15 protein-coding genes and 1 pseudogene are annotated in these 17,507 nt (G+C 70.5%); 8 read left to right on the top strand and 8 right to left on the bottom strand.

Annotated elements, in window-relative coordinates; genetic code table 11:
• Positions 1-71: 71 nt before the first annotated feature.
• The 5 genes from ACIBCM_RS29330 to ACIBCM_RS29310 all read right to left on the bottom strand — a co-directional run bounded on the left by ACIBCM_RS29330 (position 72) and on the right by ACIBCM_RS29310 (position 4,674).
• Entirely contained in the window at positions 72-572 is a 501-nt protein-coding gene (locus ACIBCM_RS29330) for a nuclear transport factor 2 family protein (RefSeq protein WP_399248392.1), read from the bottom strand.
• 101 nt (positions 573-673) lie between these two features.
• Positions 674-1,834, bottom strand: coding sequence for a hypothetical protein (locus ACIBCM_RS29325; RefSeq protein ID WP_399248390.1), 1,161 nt, complete (start codon positions 1,832-1,834; stop codon positions 674-676).
• Positions 1,816-2,544: an ABC transporter ATP-binding protein gene (locus ACIBCM_RS29320; RefSeq protein ID WP_399248388.1), complete on the bottom strand. Its 729-nt coding sequence runs from the start codon at positions 2,542-2,544 to the stop codon at positions 1,816-1,818. The genes ACIBCM_RS29325 and ACIBCM_RS29320 overlap by 19 nt, the downstream gene beginning before the upstream one ends.
• A 241-nt stretch (positions 2,545-2,785) precedes the next feature.
• Positions 2,786-4,174, bottom strand: a complete 1,389-nt coding sequence (locus ACIBCM_RS29315) for an aspartate aminotransferase family protein (RefSeq protein ID WP_399248386.1) — start codon at positions 4,172-4,174, stop codon at positions 2,786-2,788.
• Entirely contained in the window at positions 4,159-4,674 is a 516-nt protein-coding gene (locus ACIBCM_RS29310; RefSeq protein WP_399248384.1) for an Lrp/AsnC family transcriptional regulator, read from the bottom strand. Before ACIBCM_RS29310 ends, ACIBCM_RS29315 begins: the two co-directional genes overlap by 16 nt.
• A 175-nt stretch (positions 4,675-4,849) precedes the next feature.
• Here ACIBCM_RS29310 and ACIBCM_RS29305 point away from each other — a divergent pair, with 175 nt between their 5' ends.
• A complete protein-coding gene (locus ACIBCM_RS29305; RefSeq protein ID WP_399248382.1) occupies positions 4,850-6,289 on the top strand; it encodes a gamma-aminobutyraldehyde dehydrogenase in 1,440 nt (479 codons plus the stop codon).
• Between the two features lie 191 nt (positions 6,290-6,480).
• On the opposite strand, the gene ACIBCM_RS29300 is transcribed toward ACIBCM_RS29305, so the two are convergent.
• Positions 6,481-7,206 carry a glycerophosphodiester phosphodiesterase gene (locus ACIBCM_RS29300; protein ID WP_399248380.1) on the bottom strand — a complete coding sequence of 242 codons (726 nt, stop codon included), beginning with the start codon at positions 7,204-7,206 and terminating at the stop codon, positions 6,481-6,483.
• A 95-nt stretch (positions 7,207-7,301) separates the two neighbouring features.
• Entirely contained in the window at positions 7,302-8,327 is a 1,026-nt protein-coding gene (locus tag ACIBCM_RS29295; RefSeq protein WP_399248458.1) for an adenosine deaminase, read from the bottom strand.
• A gap of 109 nt (positions 8,328-8,436) precedes the next feature.
• On the opposite strand from ACIBCM_RS29295, the gene ACIBCM_RS29290 reads away from it, so the two are divergent.
• Positions 8,437-9,225, top strand: coding sequence for a hypothetical protein (locus ACIBCM_RS29290; protein ID WP_399248377.1), 789 nt, complete (start codon positions 8,437-8,439; stop codon positions 9,223-9,225).
• 182 nt (positions 9,226-9,407) lie between these two features.
• Here the strand turns inward: ACIBCM_RS29290 and ACIBCM_RS29285 are convergent.
• Positions 9,408-9,970, bottom strand: a pseudogene (locus ACIBCM_RS29285) (NADAR family protein).
• 222 nt (positions 9,971-10,192) lie between these two features.
• Between ACIBCM_RS29285 and ACIBCM_RS29280 the strand changes: the two are divergent.
• From ACIBCM_RS29280 to ACIBCM_RS29255, 6 genes are all read left to right on the top strand, one after another.
• Positions 10,193-11,698 carry a gamma-aminobutyraldehyde dehydrogenase gene (locus ACIBCM_RS29280; RefSeq protein WP_399248374.1) on the top strand — a complete coding sequence of 502 codons (1,506 nt, stop codon included), beginning with the start codon at positions 10,193-10,195 and terminating at the stop codon, positions 11,696-11,698.
• 42 nt (positions 11,699-11,740) lie between these two features.
• Positions 11,741-12,988, top strand: a complete 1,248-nt coding sequence (locus ACIBCM_RS29275) for a spermidine/putrescine ABC transporter substrate-binding protein (RefSeq protein ID WP_399248372.1) — start codon at positions 11,741-11,743, stop codon at positions 12,986-12,988.
• A gap of 104 nt (positions 12,989-13,092) precedes the next feature.
• Positions 13,093-14,262: an ABC transporter ATP-binding protein gene (locus ACIBCM_RS29270; protein ID WP_399248370.1), complete on the top strand. Its 1,170-nt coding sequence runs from the start codon at positions 13,093-13,095 to the stop codon at positions 14,260-14,262.
• Entirely contained in the window at positions 14,259-15,188 is a 930-nt protein-coding gene (locus ACIBCM_RS29265) for an ABC transporter permease (protein ID WP_399248367.1), read from the top strand. The genes ACIBCM_RS29270 and ACIBCM_RS29265 overlap by 4 nt, the downstream gene beginning before the upstream one ends.
• Entirely contained in the window at positions 15,188-15,994 is an 807-nt protein-coding gene (locus ACIBCM_RS29260) for an ABC transporter permease (RefSeq protein WP_399248365.1), read from the top strand. Before ACIBCM_RS29265 ends, ACIBCM_RS29260 begins: the two co-directional genes overlap by 1 nt.
• Before the next feature lie 44 nt (positions 15,995-16,038).
• The gene (locus tag ACIBCM_RS29255; RefSeq protein WP_399248363.1) at positions 16,039-17,451 is read left to right on the top strand and encodes an NAD(P)/FAD-dependent oxidoreductase; all 1,413 of its coding nucleotides are present in this window, start codon (positions 16,039-16,041) and stop codon (positions 17,449-17,451) included.
• The last annotated feature ends 56 nt before the right edge of the window (positions 17,452-17,507 follow it).

Genomic DNA, 17,507 nt, shown 5'->3' with positions numbered 1-17,507 from the left:
CACCCGGGAACGGGATGTGTGAACCCGGGGGCTCCGGACGGCGGGGGACCGTGCCAAGAGGACGGCGTACCTCAGTCCCTCGTGCACGCCGCCGCGATCGCCAGGCTGTCCTCGACGATCAGATAGCGGGTGATCAGACCGCCCCGGACTGTCACCCACATCACGAACGGCGAGCGGAAGACCTTGCCCGTCGTGGTGACCGTGCCCATGAGCCATCCGCTGATCATCGCGTCCTCGCCGTCCACGACGACCGCGTCGACCGAGCACCCCTCCGGGACGGGCACCTGGCCCTCGGCCAGCTCGCGGAAGTGGGCGGCGACATCGGCCCGGGCCGAGCGCGGGCGGATCCAGGGGACGGCCGGGTTCTCGGCGATGTGCCAGTCGACCTTCTCCGCGAACAGGTCGGCCACACGCTCGGGCGAGCCCTCCTGGAGCCGGGCCAGCAGCTCCTCGACGGTGGCACGGGTGGACGCGGTGGCGGTGGCCGCGTGCGCCGTGGTGCGGCTGTCCGCGGTGATCCGGCCGGGGCGGGTGGTCCCGGCGGTGGGCGTGGTGTCCGGTGCGGTGGTCATCGTCTCGTCCCCTTCGAGCGGCGGCTACGGGGACGATCCTGCGCCCGCAGGGGTACGGCGGTCGATTACCCACGGGGTAATCGACCGCCGTACCGGACTCCTCAGCCCTTCAGCGGGACCGCCGCCAGCGTCGCCACCCCCCAGGTCAGCGGGGTGAGGACCAGCAGCAGGACCCCCGCCCGCAGCGCGGCGGCCGAGCGCAGCGTTCCGGCGGAGGCACCGAGGCGCCGCAGGTCCTGGACGGTGGCCGCCCTGGCCGCCCGGGCCTCCAGCGCGGAGGTCAGCAGCGTGGCCGTCGTACACGCGACGACCAGGGACGCGCCCAGGCCGGTCAGCGGGCCGAAGGGGCGGGGGCCCTCGTCGTACAGCGTCCAGGCCGCGATCAGGGCGGAGGCGACCGCGCACACCACGCCCAGCGGGCGGCCGATCCTGCGGGACTCCTCCATCAGGATGCGTCCCGCCAGCAGCCGGAGGGCGCCGGGCCGGAACATCTGGAGGAGCCGGCCGCAGAAGTGCGTCAGCGCGGGGCCCGCGATCGCGAGGCCCACGGCGGTGAGTGCCCAGCCGACCAGGACGCCCACGGGGTTCCCGTCGATCTCACCCGGCAGGGGCAGCGGGTCGCCGGCGTGGCTGCGGCCCGCGTACGTACCGACCGCCAGGCCCGCCGCCGTCAGCGCGCATCCCCACGGCAGGCCCCCGGGCGCGCGCCGGGGTCCGGCCGGTCCGCCGGGGGCGGCGGGCTCCGGCTCGACGGGACGCGGGCGCAGGGTGAGCGCCGCCGCCACCGTCGCGGCGAGCGGCACCAGCGCCAGCAGGGTCAGCGCGGCGGCGAGCGGGAGGGGCTCGTCGGCGGCCAGGAGCTCCGCCGCCGCGCCGTCGAAGGGGAGACCCGCCAGATCGCCGCGCAGATGGAGGAAGAACAGCAGGGCGACCATACTGCCGAGGGTGCCGGACACGGCCGTGGAGGACGCCGCCAGCAGCGCGAGACGCCCGGGGCCAAGACCGACCGCCGACAGACCGGAACGCGGTCGGGTGCTCGGATCCGTGCGCGCCACGGCGACGGCGAAGTGCACCGTCGCGGCGAGAGGGATCAGACACCACGACAGCCGCAGCAGCGAGGCGGAGGACTCACCGGGGTGGGCGAGTGCGTAGGTGAGCGCGCTCAGCAGGAGAAAGCCGACACCCGCCGATGCCGCCGCGACCATCAGCCGGCGCGCCAGGATCAGGGGGTGGGCCCCACGGGCTAGACGGAGAGCGAGCACTCGGCCCGGCCTTCCGCGTCGGCAGCGGCCAGCGAGCTGACGCGGCGGCCGTCCACCAGGGTCACCGTGCGGTCGGCGAGCGCCGCCACCTCCGGGTCATGGGTGGCGAGCACCACCGTGATCCGGTGCGAGCGGGCCGCGGCCAGCAGCGTACGCAGCACCTGTGCGCGGTCCGCGCGGTGCAGGGACGCCGTGGGCTCGTCCGCGAACAGCACGGCGGGTTCGGCGAGCAGTGCCCGTGCCGTGGCGGTCCGCTGGCGCTGTGCCTGGGTCAGGGCGTACGGGCGCTGCCGGGCACAGGCGCCGACGTCGAGGCGCTCCAGCCACTCCATGGCGGTGGCCTTGGCCCGCCGCCGGGGGGTGCCGCGCAGCAGCAGCGGCAGGGCCGCGTTCTCCCACGTGGACAGCTCCGGTACGAGACAGGGCTCGGGACCGATCCAGCCGAAGCGCTCCCGGCGCAGCCGCTCGCGGTGGAGCGGGGGCAGGGTGTGCACGGGGGAGCCGTTGAAGCGCACCTCGCCCTCGTCGGCGACGAACTGCCCGGACAGGCAGCGCAGCAGTGTGGTCTTCCCGCTGCCGCGGGGGCCGGTCACGGCGAGGATCTCGCCCTCGCGCACACCGAGCGAGACACCCGCGAGCACGGGTGAGCCGCTGAGGGTGTGGTGGAGCGAGCGTGCCCAGATCACATCGTTGTCCGGTGGGGCCACCATGGCGTACACCTCGGTTCTGATCAGATCGGTCGTCCCCCGTACGGGGGAACGAGGTCAGGGCTGATCGGTCACTGGGGGTCCCCCCGCCCCCGCGAGGGGGCAGGGGGAACGCTAGGCAGCCGGATGCGGGGTCCGGGGAAGCACACGGCCCGGGTGCGCTCCATCCACTCGGATGGGTGCACCCGGGCCGTCGGCCGGGCTGGGGGCGGGGCTCCACTCGGGCCCCGCGGCCCCACGAGCTCTAGAGCTTGGTCCACGCCTCGGTGAGGACGCCCCGCAGCACCTGCTCGATCTCGTCGAACGTCGACTGGTCGGCGACCAGCGGCGGCGCGAGCTGGATGACCGGGTCGCCGCGGTCGTCGGCCCGGCAGTACAGGCCGTTGTCGTAGAGCGCCTTGGAGAGGAAGCCGTAGAGCACGCGCTCGGTCTCCTCGTCGGTGAAGGTCTCCTTGGTGGCCTTGTCCTTCACCATCTCGATGCCGTAGAAGAAGCCGTTGCCGCGGACGTCGCCGACGATCGGCAGGTCGTGGAGCTTGTCCAGGGTGGCCTTGAAGTTCGCCTCGTTGTCCAGCACGTGCTGGTTGAGGCCCTCGCGCTCGAAGATGTCGAGGTTGGCGATGCCGACGGCCGCGGAGACCGGGTGGCCGCCGAAGGTGTAGCCGTGCAGGAAGGTGTTGTCGCCCTTGTAGAACGGCTCGGCGATCCGGTCGGAGACGATGCACGCGCCGATGGGGGAGTAGCCGGAGGTCATGCCCTTGGCGCAGGTGATCATGTCCGGGACGTAGCCGAACTTGTCACAGGCGAACGTCGTGCCGAGACGGCCGAAGGCGCAGATGACCTCGTCGGAGACGAGCAGCACGTCGTACTGGTCGCAGATCTCCCGCACGCGCTGGAAGTAGCCGGGCGGCGGCGGGAAGCAGCCGCCGGCGTTCTGCACCGGCTCCAGGAAGACCGCGGCGACGGTCTCGGGGCCCTCGAAGAGGATCTGCTGCTCGATCTGGTCGGCGGCCCAGCGGCCGAACGCCTCGGGGTCGTCGCCGTGGATCGGGGCACGGTAGATGTTGGTGTTCGGCACCTTGTGCGCGCCGGGTACCAGCGGCTCGAAGGGGGCCTTGAGCGCCGGGAGGCCGGTGATGGACAGGGCGCCCTGCGGGGTGCCGTGGTAGGCGACCGCGCGCGAGATGACCTTGTACTTGGTGTGCTGGCCCTTGAGCTTGAAGTACTGCTTGGCGAGCTTCCAGGCGGTCTCGACCGCCTCGCCGCCGCCGGTGGTGAAGAACACCTTGTTGAGGTCGCCGGGGGCCTCGTTCGCCAGCCGCTCGGCCAGTTCGACGGCCTTGGGGTGGGCGTACGACCACACGGGGAAGAAGGCCAGCTCCTGGGCCTGCTTGTACGCGGTCTCGGCCAGCTCGGTGCGGCCGTGTCCGGCGTTCACCACGAAGAGGCCGGCGAGGCCGTCGATGTAGCGCTTGCCCTTGTCGTCGTAGATGTACGTGCCCTCACCCCGGACGATGGTGGGGACGGGGGCGTTCTCGTACGACGACATCCGGGTGAAGTGCATCCACAGATGGTCGTAGGCGGTCTTTGACAAGTCGCTGCGGTCCTGGCTCACGGCTATCGGGTTCCCCACATGTAGGTCTGCTTCTTGAGCTTGAGGTACACGAAGCTCTCGGTGGACCGCACACCGGGGAGTGCGCGCATCCGCTTGTTGATCACTTCGAGCAGGTGGTCGTCGTCCTCGCAGACGATCTCCACCATCAGGTCGAAGGAGCCCGCGGTCATCACCACGTACTCGCATTCGGGCATGGCGGTCAGCGCTTCGGCGACCGGATCGAGGTCGCCCTCGACACGGATGCCGACCATCGCCTGGCGGCGGAAGCCCACGGTGAGCGGGTCCGTCACGGCGACGATCTGCATGACGCCCTGGTCGAGCAGCTTCTGGACGCGCTGCCGTACGGCCGCTTCCGACAGGCCCACGGCCTTGCCGATGGCGGCGTACGGACGGCGACCGTCCTCCTGGAGCTGCTCGATGATCGCGAGGGAAACGGAGTCGATCGTCGGGGGCTGTGAAGTCCCGGCGTTCCCGTTCCTGGAGTCTGCGCTTCGGCTGGCCACACACTCACTGTGCACCGGTCGCGTCCGTCTTGCAAGCCCCAGGCGATGAAATTCGTTGTTGAGACCATCGAATATCACTGAATCCGAAGATGACGTGGGTCGGGGCTGTCGAAAGCGTCACTCGTGTGTTTAGGCTGGGTGCACCTGGGTGGACCCACCCATTCGGAGATCAGACAGGAGGGTGGCAACAGTGACCACCGAGCTGCGTCGTCTGCGCAACTACATCAACGGGGAGTTCCGGGACGCCGCCGACGGGCGGACGATCGATGTCATCAACCCGGCGACCGGCGAGGCGTACGCCACCTCCCCGCTCTCCGGGCAGTCGGACGTCGACGCGGCGATGGACGCTGCCGGGGCTGCCTTCCCCGCCTGGCGCGACGCCACCCCCGCCGAGCGCCAGAAGGTCCTGCTCAAGATCGCGGACGCGTTCGAGGAGCGGGCCGACGATCTGATCGCCGCCGAGTCCGAGAACACGGGCAAGCCGCTGGAGCTGGTCCGCAGCGAAGAGATCCCGCCGATGGTGGACCAGATCCGCTTCTTCGCGGGCGCGGCGCGGATGCTGGAGGGCCGCTCGGCCGGTGAGTACATGGAGGGGATGACCTCCATCATCCGCCGTGAGCCGGTCGGCGTCTGCGCGCAGGTCGCGCCGTGGAACTACCCGATGATGATGGCCGTGTGGAAGTTCGCCCCGGCGCTCGCCGCGGGCAACACCGTGGTGCTGAAGCCCTCGGACACCACCCCCGCGTCCACGGTGCTGATCGCCGAGATCATCGGCGCGATCGTGCCGAAGGGCGTCTTCAACGTCATCTGCGGTGACCGTGACACCGGCCGCGCGATGGTCGAGCACCCCACCCCGGCGATGGCCTCCATCACCGGTTCCGTACGCGCGGGCATGCAGGTCGCGGCCTCCGCGGCCAAGGACGTCAAGCGCGTCCACCTGGAGCTGGGCGGCAAGGCGCCCGTCGTCGTCTTCGAGGACACCGACATCGCCAAGGCCGTCGAGGACATCGCGGTCGCCGGCTACTTCAACGCGGGCCAGGACTGTACGGCCGCCACCCGTGTCCTCGTCCAGGAGTCCATCCACGACGAGTTCGTCGCGGCGCTGGCGAAGGCCGCCTCCGAGACGAAGACCGGCCAGCCGGACGACGAGGACGTGCTCTTCGGCCCGCTCAACAACGCCAACCAGCTCGCCCAGGTCTCCGGTTTCATCGACCGGCTCCCGGCGCACGCCAAGGTCGAGGCGGGCGGTCAGCGCGTCGGCGACAAGGGCTACTTCTACGCCCCGACCGTCGTCTCGGGCCTCAAGCAGGACGACGAGATCATCCAGAACGAGGTCTTCGGCCCGGTCATCACCGTCCAGTCCTTCACGGACGAGGCCCAGGCCCTGGAGTGGGCCAACGGCGTCGAATACGCGCTGGCGTCCTCGGTCTGGACGAAGGACCACGGCCGGGCGATGCGGATGTCCAAGGCCCTGGACTTCGGCTGTGTCTGGATCAACACCCACATCCCGCTGGTCGCGGAGATGCCGCACGGCGGCTTCAAGAAGTCCGGCTACGGCAAGGACCTGTCGGCGTACGGCTTCGACGACTACACGCGTATCAAGCACGTGATGACGTCGCTGGACGCGTAGTGCCGTGTGTGGGGGCGGGGGCCGGTGCCCCCGCCCCCACGCGTTCGCGGAACGCGCGGCCCGCGCGTCCGGCCCGCGGCACCGGACGTCTTCCCGTCCGGCTGCCCGCACCGGTGCTCATCGGGCTGTCCGGCCGGGTGCCGCGGGTCCGGTGTCCCATGTGCCGGTGATCCGGCGGCGCCCCCGCGGCCTCAGGGGGACCCCGGGCCTCCAGAGGCCCCGGCTGCGGGGGAGCCGGGGCCGGTGAGCAGGGAGCGCAGGGTGTGGACACGGTTGGTCGTGATCGAGTCGACACCCGCGCCGATCAGCCTCCGCATGGTCCGCCGGGTGTCGGCGGTCCAGGCGGAGACCAGCATGCCGTCCTGGTGGACGCGGTCGGTGAGCTGCCGGCTGATCAGGCCGAAGCTGTAGTTGAGGGTGCGCGGCCGGACCGCGTCGATGAGCGCGGGACGCGGCGGCGCCAGCGAGGTCCAGGTCAGCGCGATCTCGGCGGACGGATCGGTGGTGCGTACCGCGAGCATGGTCACCGGGCCAGCGCAGTAGTACGCCCGCTCGGCCGCGCCGCACTCGTGGACCGTGCCGACGACCGTGCGGACGGACTCCCCGGTGGCCCCGGGCAGATCGATCATCACCCGGTGCGCGCCCAGCGCCTCCAGGGCCTGTGCCAGCGTCGGCACACCGCCCCGCGTCAGCTCGCGCACCTGCTCGTACGTCAGTTCCGCCAGCGGGCGGTCGTGTCCCCACAGCCGCTTCAGCGTGGCGTCGTGCAGCAGCACGGGCACCCCGTCCCGGGTGAGCCGTACATCGATCTCCACGGCGTCGGCGCCCCGTCCGACGGCCGACCGGAGGGAGGGGAGGGTGTTCTCGCGGACGAGGTAGGGATCGCCCCGGTGCCCTACGGCGGTGACGGCACGCATGGGCCCAGTGTCGCCGGTCGGCCCGGTCCGCCGACCCGCCCGGGGGCCGGTCCCCGGAGTCGCCGCACGGGCGGTCCCGGGGCCGTCGCCACCGGTCAGCGCGCGAGCCACTGCGCCGTGTACGTGTCGATCTCCCCGGCGATCCGCGCCTTGCCCGCGGGGTCGAGGAACGACGCCTCCACCGCGTTCTTGGCCAGCTCGGCGACACCGCCCTCGTCGAGGCCGAGGAGGCGGGCGGCGACCCCGTACTCGTTGTTGAGGTCGGTGCCGAACATCGGCGGGTCGTCGCTGTTCACCGTGACCAGTACGCCGGCCTCGACCATCCGCCGGATCGGGTGGAGTTCGAGATCGGTGACGGCCCGGGTGGCGACGTTGGAGGTCGGGCAGACCTCCAGCGGGATGCGGTGCTCGGCGAGGTGGGCCAGCAGCCGGGGGTCCTCGGCGGCGCTGGTGCCGTGGCCGATGCGCTCGGCCCGCAGTTCGGTGAGCGCGTCCCAGACGGTCCCCGGGCCCGTCGTCTCACCGGCGTGTGGCACGGACCGCAGACCGGCCGCGATCGCACGGTCGAAGTACGGCTTGAACTGCGGCCGGGCCACCCCGATCTCGGGACCGCCGAGGCCGAAGGAGACCAGTCCCTCGGGACGCAGGTCCACCGCGAGCCGGGTGGTCTCCTCGGCGGCTTCGAGCCCCGCCTCGCCCGGGATGTCGAAGCACCAGCGCAGCAGCACCCCCCACTCGGCCTCGGCGGCCTTGCGGGCGTCCTCGATGGCGTCCATGAACGCCTTCTCGTCGATGCCCCGCCGGGTCGAGCTGAAGGGGGTGACGGTCAGCTCGGCGTAGCGGATGTTCTGCCGGGCCATGTCACGGGCGATCTCGTAGGTGAGCAGCCGGACGTCCTCCGGGGTGCGGATCAGGTCCACGACCGAGAGGTAGATCTCGACGAAGTGCGCGAAGTCGGTGAAGGTGAAGAAGTCGGCGATCGCCTCCGGGTCGCTGGGGACCCTGGAGTCGGGGTGGCGGGCGGCCAGTTCGGCCACGATGCGGGGGGAGGCGGATCCGACGTGGTGGACATGGAGTTCGGCTTTGGGGAGTCCTGCGATGAACGTGTGCAGGTCGGTCATCTGGGTCCTCCGGGTGTGATCGGCCACATGGGTCGAGATCATGGTAGGCGGACGGTCCCCCGGGTGGGCGTACGCCGTAGCATGACAAGACGACGATCGGGGGAGTGCCATGGCAGATCATCAGGGCGGACACGAGCCGCGCGACCGGGATCCCTGGGCGCCGCCGGACAGCAGTCAGGCGCGGAGCGAGAGCGCCGGCACACCTTCCGCGGGGGCCGGGGTGCCGCTGGACAAGCCCGGCGCGGGAACGGACCCGGCACCGGCCCCTGGTGCCGCTGCGGGCGCGGGCGGGGGTCTGCCGTCGTACCCGGGCCCCTCCCCCTCCGGTGACAGCCCGCATGTGCACGATCTGCCGACGATGACCTCGATGCCCGGTGCCGGCACGGGCGCGGTACCGCCGCCGCCGATCGCGCCGGGCGGGCCCGCGGGGCCCTATGGCTATCCGGGTGTCCCGGGCGGTGCCCCGACCGTTCCGGGCACGGGTGATCCTTACGGTGCGTACACCCCGTATCCCGGGTACCAGAGCTATCCCCAGAGCGGCTGGGCGCCCGGCGGGGGCGCGCAGAACAACATGGGCGTCGCCGCGATGGTGCTGGGCATCCTCTCGGTGGCGCTGTTCTGTCTCTACGGGATCGTCGGGCTCGTTCTCGGGGTGCTCGCGCTGATCTTCGGGATCATCGGCAGAAAGCGCGCGAACCGGGGTGAGGCGACCAATCCCGGTCAGGCATTGGCGGGCATCATCCTCGGCTCGATCGGCGCGGTCATCGGGCTGGCCTTCCTCGTGGTGGTGGTGTGGGCGCTGGTCTCGTCGGGCATCGACGAGGGCGACGGGGTGTCGGAGTACGACGATCCGTATGCGAACACGCTGGTGATCGACGGTTCGGGCGGCCCGCGCTGAGTGCTCCACCGACGCCTGCCCGGCGCCCTGCCCCCGGGCGCCGGACCGGCCTGGTCCGGTGGTCGGCCGTACGGACCCCGTAGCGCCGCTCCCGTACGCGGGCGGAGCCGGCCGTACGGACCGGGTGGGCCGTACGGGCTGGTCAGGCGGGCCGGGTGGGCCGCTTTCGTACGCCGGCCCGGTCAGGTGCCGGAGCCATGAGCCTCCCGGAGTGAGGTGCGGGCCTCCATCAGGGCGAAGCCCAGAAGGTTGGGACCGCGCCACTGGGCCGGGTCATGGGCCCGGGGATTGCCCGCCGAGAGGCCGATGCCCCACACACGGTCCCGGGGGCTCTCGCCTCCACCAGCACGCGCTCGCCCGTGGCGAGCAGAAAGTCCCGCAGGCCGGCGTCCTGGCCGAACTTGTGCTCACTGCCCGAGCGGACGATGCCGAAGCGCTCGCGGCGCCAGACCTCCTCGTCGAATCCGCGCACCAGCCGTCCGGCCGTCTTCGCCTCGGCCGGGCTCGCCGCGCCGATCGCCTGCCGCTCCGCCTCGGGGTCCCCGAACAGCCGAGCCTTGGCCGCCATCATCCAGTGCTCCGCGGTGGCGTAACGCACGCCTTCGACCACGAAGGGTGACGGCCACCACTGGCTGAGGCAGCTCGGGCCGAGGCGTCCGTCGGGGCGCGGCGCATGCCCCCAGAAGTGCAGGTACTTCACTCGTTCACCGCTGCTGACCTGCTGGATCAGCTCATTGATCCCCATGCACGCGAGTCTCGCATCCACCACTGACACTCCGTACGGGTATTTCGGCCCGGACGCGACACATGGTCGACCGATTCCGTCGCGTAACCAAAAGGCAACTACGGAATCACTTGTTGACGAACGGTTGCTCTGTCAGGATCGGCACTCAATTCATGCTAGTTCGACATTCAAACGGCGAGAACAGAGCGACGGCCCACGGGCCGGGACAACGGAGAGCGTCAAATGGGTGACCGGTTCCCAGTGCTGGACCGCTTCGCGGACGGCGCGCAGCACATCGGCGGGCGGCTGCGGCCCGGCACCTCGGGGCGCACCCAGGAGATCACCGACCCGGCGACCGGGGACACCGTCCACCGCTATGAGCTGGCGGGCACCGAGGACGTCGACGCGGCGGTCGCCGCCGCCCGTGAGGCTTTCCCCCAGTGGTCCGGGGCCACCCCCGGGGAGCGCTCCGACGCGCTGCACCGCTTCGCGGCCGTGCTGGCCGAGCGTGCGGGCGATTTCGCACGGGTGGAGTCCCTCCAGTGCGGCAAGCCGATCAAGCTCTCCACCGAGTTCGACGTCCCCGGCACGGTCGACAACACCGCCTTCTTCGCCGGGGCGGCCCGCCATCTCCAGGGGCAGTCGGCCGGGGAGTACAGCGGCGACCACACCTCGTACGTACGCCGTGAGCCGATCGGTGTCGTCGGCTCCATCGCGCCCTGGAACTACCCGCTCCAGATGGCGGCCTGGAAGGTCCTCCCGGCGATCGCCGCGGGCAACACCATCGTGCTCAAGCCCGCCGAGATCACCCCGCTGACCTCGCTGATGTTCGCGCAGGCGGCCACGGACGCGGGCATCCCCGAGGGGGTCGTCAACGTCGTCTCCGGCGCGGGACGGGACGCCGGTGAGCATCTGGTGGGCCACCCGGACGTCGCCATGACCTCCTTCACCGGATCCACCGCGATCGGCAAGCGGGTCGCCGGGATCGCCACCTCCACCGTCAAGCGGCTCCACCTCGAACTGGGCGGCAAGGCCCCCTTCGTCGTCTTCGACGACGCCGATCCCGAGGCGGCGGTCCAGGGCGCGGTCGCCGGATCGCTCATCAACTCGGGCCAGGACTGCACCGCCGCCACCCGGGTCTACGTCCAGCGGCCGCTCTACGAGCGGCTGCGGGAGGGCATCGCCGATGTGATGGCGTCCGTCCGGCTCGGCGACCCCTTCGACCCCGCCACCGACCTCGGCCCGCTCGTCTCGCACGCCCAGCGCGACCGGGTCGCCGCCTTCGTCGACCGGGCCCGGGCGTACGCCACCGTCGTCACCGGCGGTAAGGCACCCGGGAACGGCGGCGCGTACTATCTGCCCACCCTCATCGCCGACGCGGCCCAGGACAGCGAGATCGTCCAGTCCGAGATCTTCGGCCCGGTCCTGGTGATCCTGCCCTTCGACTCCGACGACGAGGGCATCGCGCTCGCCAACGACACCCCCTACGGCCTCGCCGCCTCCGCCTGGACCAGGGACGTCTACCGCGCCGGACGCGCCACCCGGGAGATCAAGGCGGGCTGCGTCTGGATCAACGACCACATCCCGATCATCAGCGAGATGCCGCACGGCGGCCTTCGGGCATCCGGCTTCGGAAAGGACATGTCGGCGTACTCGTTCGAGGAGTACACGCAGGTCAAGCATGTGATGTCCGACAACACCGCCGAAGTCCGCAAGGACTGGCACCGCACCGTCTTCGGGGACAGATAGCCGGTCCGCTCACAGCGGCCTCCATCCGAAAGGGCACAGCGCATGGATCACAACGAGCCCGGCGGCCTGTCGGCGCCACAGCTGGCGGCGATGCGGCGCAGTCTCACGAACGGCCGGGGTGCCCTCTCCCGCCGTTCCGTACTGCGCGCCTCCGGCATCGGCGCGCTCACCGTCGGCGGCCTGGGCGCCCTGAGCGCCTGCGGCATCCCGCCCGCCAAGCGGGAAGGAGGCGCCACCGCCTCCGACGACCACTCGGACAAGGAGAAGGTGGTCAACTTCTCCAACTGGACCGAGTACATGGACGTCGACGAGGACGGCAAGACCCGGCCGACCCTGACCGAGTTCACCAAGCGGACCGGGATCAGGGTCAAGTACACCGAGGACATCAACGACAACGTCGAGTTCTTCGGCAAGATCCAGCCGCAGCTCGCGGCGGGCCAGGACACCGGCCGCGATCTGATCAACGTCACGGACTGGCTCGCCGCCCGGATGATCCGGCTCGGGTGGGTGCAGCCGCTCGACGCTTCGCTGCTGCCCCACGCGTTCGCCAATCTCTCGCCCCAGTTCCGGGGCCCCGACTGGGACCCGGGCCGCGCCCACTCCTACCCCTGGGCCGGTATCTCGACCGTCATCGCCTACAACACCAAGGCGACCGGCGGGAAGAAGGTCGACTCGGTCACCCAGCTGCTGGACGACCCCAGCCTCAAGGGACGCGTCGGCTTCCTCACGGAGATGCGCGACACCGTCGGCATGACCCTGCTCGACCTCGGCAAGTCACCGGAGAAGTTCACCGACGCCGACTTCGACGAGGCCATCGGCCGGCTTCAGAAGGGCGTCGACAAGAAGCAGATCCGCCGCTTCACCGGCAACGACTACACCTCGGACCTCGACAAGGGCGATCTGGCTGCCTGTCTCGCCTGGGCCGGTGACGTCATCCAGCTCCAGACCGACAACCCGGACATCCAGTACGCGATCCCCGCGCCCGGATACATCACCTCCAGCGACAACCTGATGGTCCCCGCCGGGGCCCGGCACCAGCGGAACGCCACCCGGCTCATCGACTACTACTACGAGCCCCCGGTGGCCGCCCGGCTCGCCGCGTACATCAACTTCGTCTGCCCGGTCGACGGGGTCAGGGCGGAACTGGCCAAGATCGATCCCGAGCTGGCCGGCAACACGCTGATCGTCCCGGACCGGGCCATGGCCGCCAAGTCCCATGCCTTCCGCTCCCTGACCACCGAGGAAGAGACGTCGTACGAAGAGAAGTTCGCCAAGCTCATCGGCGCCTGAACTCCCCTCCAGGCCCCCAGAGCCCGATCCCCCACGGCTCCCCGAGCCTCGTGCCCCTGAGCCCACCGAGCCCCCTGCTCTCGACACCCCTGGGACCGCGACCCATGACTGACACAACAGCGGGCGGCGATGTCCGCCTCTCCGGGATCAGCAAGACCTACGGCTCCTTCACCGCCGTCCACCCCCTGGACCTGACCGTCCCGCAGGGCTCCTTCTTCGCCCTCCTCGGCGCGTCCGGCTGCGGAAAGACCACCACGCTCCGGATGATCGCCGGACTGGAGGACCCCACCACGGGGACCGTCTTCCTCGGCGAACAGGACGTCACCGCGCTCCCGCCGTACAAACGCCCGGTCAACACCGTCTTCCAGAGCTACGCCCTCTTCCCGCATCTGACCATTTACGAGAACGTCGCCTTCGGTCTGCGCCGCCGCGGTATCCGGTCGGTGAAGAAGCAGGTCGGCGAGATGCTCGACCTCGTACAGCTCGGGGACAAGGCCCAGCGCAAGCCGCACCAGCTCTCCGGAGGCCAGCAGCAGCGCGTCGCCGTCGCCCGCGCGCTCATCAACCACCCCAAGGTGCTGCTGCTCGACGAACCGCTGGGCGCGCTCGACCTCAAGCTGCGCCGCCAGATGCAGCTGGAACTCAAGCGCATCCAGACCGAGGTCGGCATCACCTTCGTCCATGTCACCCACGACCAGGAGGAGGCCATGACCATGGCCGACACCGTCGCGGTGATGAACGGCGGACGCGTCGAGCAGCTCGGGCCGCCCGCCGAACTCTACGAGCGGCCGCAGAGCACCTTCGTCGCCAACTTCCTCGGCACCTCGAACCTGATCGAGGCCGAGGTCGTCACCAACAGCGGCGGCGAGGTCGTCGTCACCGCCGCGGACGCGAAACTGCGGCTGCCCGCCGGGCGCTGCGCGACCTCACCGGACGCCGGCGGCCGGCTGCTCATCGGCGTACGCCCGGAGAAGATCTCCCTGGTCCACGCGGACGACGCCGGGAGCGTCCCGGAAGGGCGGAATCGTTTCACCGGCACCATCGCCGACTCCAGCTTCATCGGTGTCTCCACCCAGTACCGCATCGACAGCGCCGTCTCGCCGGAGCTGGAGGTGTACGTACAGAACGTCGAGCGGGACACCCGCCTCGTACCCGGCGCCCAGGTCGTCCTGCACTGGAACCCGGAGCACACCTTCGGCCTCGACGCGGCCCAGTCCGTGCTGGCCGGGACCGTGGGCTCCGCGGGTGTGGCCACAGACACGGAGGCGGCATGAGCACCGTCGCCGAAGCACCGCCGAAGCCCCCGGCCACCGAACCCGTCGTGCACAAGCGGCCGGTGCGCCGCAGACTCGTGCCGTACTGGCTGCTGCTCCCCGGCATCCTGTGGCTGCTGGTCTTCTTCGCGCTGCCGCTGGTCTACCAGGCGTCGACCTCCGTGCAGACCGGCTCGCTGGAGGAGGGCTTCGAGGTCACCTGGCACTTCCAGACCTACTGGGACGCCCTGACCGAGTACGGGCCGCAGTTCGTGCGCTCGGTGCTGTACGCGGGCACCGCCACGATCCTGTGTCTGCTGCTGGGCTATCCGCTGGCGTATCTGATCGCGTTCAAGGCGGGCCGCTGGCGCAACCTCGTCCTGGTCCTCGTCATCGCGCCCTTCTTCACCAGCTTTCTGATCCGCACCCTCGCCTGGAAGACGATCCTCGCGGACGGCGGCCCGGTGGTGGAGGTGCTGGGCACGATCGGCTTCCTCGATGTCACCAACTGGCTGGGGATGACCGACGGGAACCGGGTCCTCGCCACCCCGCTCGCGGTGGTCACCGGTCTCACGTACAACTTCCTGCCCTTTATGATCCTGCCGCTCTACACCTCGCTGGAGCGGATCGACCCCCGGCTGCACGAGGCCGCGGGGGATCTGTACGCCACCCCGGCCACGGCCTTCCGCAAGGTGACCTTCCCGCTCTCCATGCCGGGTGTGGTCTCCGGGACGCTGCTGACCTTCATCCCGGCCAGCGGTGACTACATCAACGCCGAACTCCTCGGCTCCACCGACACCAAGATGGTCGGCAATGTCATCCAGTCGCAGTTCCTGCGGGTGCTCGACTATCCGACCGCGGCCGCGCTGTCGTTCATCCTCATGGCGATCGTGCTGATCATCGTCACCGTCTACATCCGGCGGGCCGGAACGGAGGACCTGGTCTGATGGCTCCACTTCGCTGGCTGAGGCGCAATCTCGTCGTCGTCGCGGGCCTGCTGACGCTCGCCTATCTGATCCTGCCGAACATCGTCGTGATGGTGTTCTCCTTCAACAAGCCGGCCGGGAAGTTCAACTACTCCTGGCGGGAGTTCTCCACCGACGCCTGGAAGGACCCGTGCGGGGTCCCCGACATGTGCGGCTCGCTCACGCTCTCCCTCCAGATCGCCCTCTGGGCGACGATCGGGGCCACCGTCCTCGGCTCGATGATCGCCTTCGCCCTGGTCCGCTACCGCTTCCGGGCCCGGGGCGCGATCAACTCCCTGATCTTCCTGCCGATGGCCATGCCCGAGGTCGTCATGGCCGCGTCGCTGCTCACGCTCTTCCTCAACATCGGCGCCGAGCTGGGCTTCTGGACCATCCTCATCGCCCATATGATGTTCTGCCTCAGCTTCGTGGTGGTCGCCGTCAAGGCCCGGGTGCTGTCGATGGACCCCCGGCTGGAGGAGGCGGCGCGCGATCTCTACGCGGGGCCCGTACAGACCTTCCTGCGGGTGACGCTGCCGATCGCCGCGCCCGGGATCGCGGCGGGCGCGATGCTCGCGTTCGCGCTCTCCTTCGACGACTTCATCATCACCAACTTCAACTCGGGCAACACCGTCACCTTCCCCATGTTCGTCTGGGGTTCGGCCCAGCGCGGTACACCCGTCCAGATCAACGTCATCGGCACGGCCATGTTCGCCATCGCCGTACTGATCGTCGTCGCCGGTCAGCTCGTCAGCAACCGGCGGAAGAACAGCACACTGCCGAAGTAGGCCCCCGGTCCGCCGCCGTGCGGACCCCGTGAGGAGTGGAAACCATGGCCCCAGCCGCCATGACCTTCGCATCGTCCCTGTCCGACGCCCAGCCTCTCTCCTACTGGCTGGACGACCCCGCCAGACCCGCCCCCCTGCCGGCGCTCACCGGTGACGAGCACTGCGATCTGCTGGTCGTCGGCGGCGGATACAGCGGTCTGTGGACCGCGCTGCTCGCCAAGGAGCGCGACCCCGGATGGGACGTCGTACTGATCGAGGGGCACGAAGTGGGCTGGGCCGCCTCGGGCCGTAACGGGGGCTTCTGCGCCGCCTCCCTCACCCACGGCCTCGGCAACGGCATCGCCCGCTGGCCGGGCGAGATCACCCGGCTGGAGGAACTGGGCGCCCGCAACCTCGACGCCATCGAGGAGACGGTCGCGCGATACGGCATCGACTGCGACTTCGAGCGCACCGGGAGCATCGACGTCGCCACCGAGCCCCACCAGGTTGCCGAACTGGGGGAGATGTACGAGGGGGCCGCCGGGCTCGGCTTCGACGGCCTCGAACTCCTCGACCAGGACGCCATGCGCGCCCAGGTGGACTCCCCGGTCTTCCTCGGCGGGATGTGGGACCGGCGGGGCACCGCCATGCTGCACCCGGCCAGGCTCGCCTGGGGCCTCAAGCAGGCCGCGCTCGGCCTCGGGGTGAGGATCTACGAGAACACCCGGGGGCTCGATATCGCCTCCTCCGCCTCCGGGGCGGCCGTGCGCACCCCCTACGGCCGGGTCTTCGCCCGCCGGGTCGCCCTCGGCACCAACGTCTTCCCCTCGCTGGTCAAACGGGTGCGTCCGTACACCGTCCCGGTCTACGACTACGCCCTGATGACGGAGCCGCTGAGCGAGGAGCAGCTGTCGTCGATCGGCTGGAAGGGACGGCAGGGCGTGGGCGACATGGCCAATCAGTTCCACTATTTCCGGCTGACCGCCGACCACCGCATCCTCTGGGGCGGCTACGACGCGATCTATCCGTACGGCGGCCGGGTCAGCGCCGAGATGGACCACCGGCCCGAGACCTATCTCAAGCTCGCCCGGCACTTCTTCCGCTACTTCCCCCAGCTGGAGGGGGTGCGCTTCAGCCACGCCTGGGGCGGTGCCATCGACACCTGCTCACGCTTCTCGGCCTTCTTCGGCACGGCCCACGGAGGCAAGGTCGCGTACGCGGCCGGCTATACGGGGCTGGGGGTCGGGGCCACCCGTTTCGGCGGGGAGGTCATGCTCGATCTGCTGTCCGGGCGGCGGACCGAGCGCACGGAGCTGGAGATGGTGCGGACCAAGCCGCTGCCGTTCCCGCCGGAGCCGGTCGCCTGGGCCGGGATCGGGCTCACCAAGTGGTCGCTGGCGAGGGCGGACGCGAACGGGGGACGGCGCAACGCCTGGCTGCGGACGATGGACAGGCTGGGGCTGGGCTTCGACAGCTGAACCGGGCACGGTGGCGGGAAGCGGGAAGCGGGAAGCGGGAAGCGGGAAGCGGGAAG

Source organism: Streptomyces sp. NPDC051018 (assembly GCF_044456085.1).
Classification (GTDB): domain Bacteria; phylum Actinomycetota; class Actinomycetes; order Streptomycetales; family Streptomycetaceae; genus Streptomyces.
This window is presented reverse-complemented; position numbering and strand designations above follow the sequence as displayed.

Bases quoted from the DNA above. Each gene is read 5' to 3' on its own strand.
- ACIBCM_RS29295 (WP_399248458.1), bottom strand. From the start codon at position 8,327: ATGACCGACCTGCACACGTTCATCGCAGGACTCCCCAAAGCCGAACTC.
- ACIBCM_RS29260 (WP_399248365.1), top strand. From the start codon at position 15,188: ATGGCTCCACTTCGCTGGCTGAGGCGCAATCTCGTCGTCGTCGCGGGC.
- ACIBCM_RS29290 (WP_399248377.1), top strand. From the start codon at position 8,437: ATGGCAGATCATCAGGGCGGACACGAGCCGCGCGACCGGGATCCCTGG.
- ACIBCM_RS29280 (WP_399248374.1), top strand. From the start codon at position 10,193: ATGGGTGACCGGTTCCCAGTGCTGGACCGCTTCGCGGACGGCGCGCAG.
- ACIBCM_RS29255 (WP_399248363.1), top strand. From the start codon at position 16,039: ATGGCCCCAGCCGCCATGACCTTCGCATCGTCCCTGTCCGACGCCCAG.
- ACIBCM_RS29330 (WP_399248392.1), bottom strand. From the start codon at position 572: ATGACCACCGCACCGGACACCACGCCCACCGCCGGGACCACCCGCCCC.
- ACIBCM_RS29320 (WP_399248388.1), bottom strand. From the start codon at position 2,544: ATGGTGGCCCCACCGGACAACGATGTGATCTGGGCACGCTCGCTCCAC.
- ACIBCM_RS29270 (WP_399248370.1), top strand. From the start codon at position 13,093: ATGACTGACACAACAGCGGGCGGCGATGTCCGCCTCTCCGGGATCAGC.
- ACIBCM_RS29265 (WP_399248367.1), top strand. From the start codon at position 14,259: ATGAGCACCGTCGCCGAAGCACCGCCGAAGCCCCCGGCCACCGAACCC.
- ACIBCM_RS29300 (WP_399248380.1), bottom strand. From the start codon at position 7,206: ATGCGTGCCGTCACCGCCGTAGGGCACCGGGGCGATCCCTACCTCGTC.
- ACIBCM_RS29275 (WP_399248372.1), top strand. From the start codon at position 11,741: ATGGATCACAACGAGCCCGGCGGCCTGTCGGCGCCACAGCTGGCGGCG.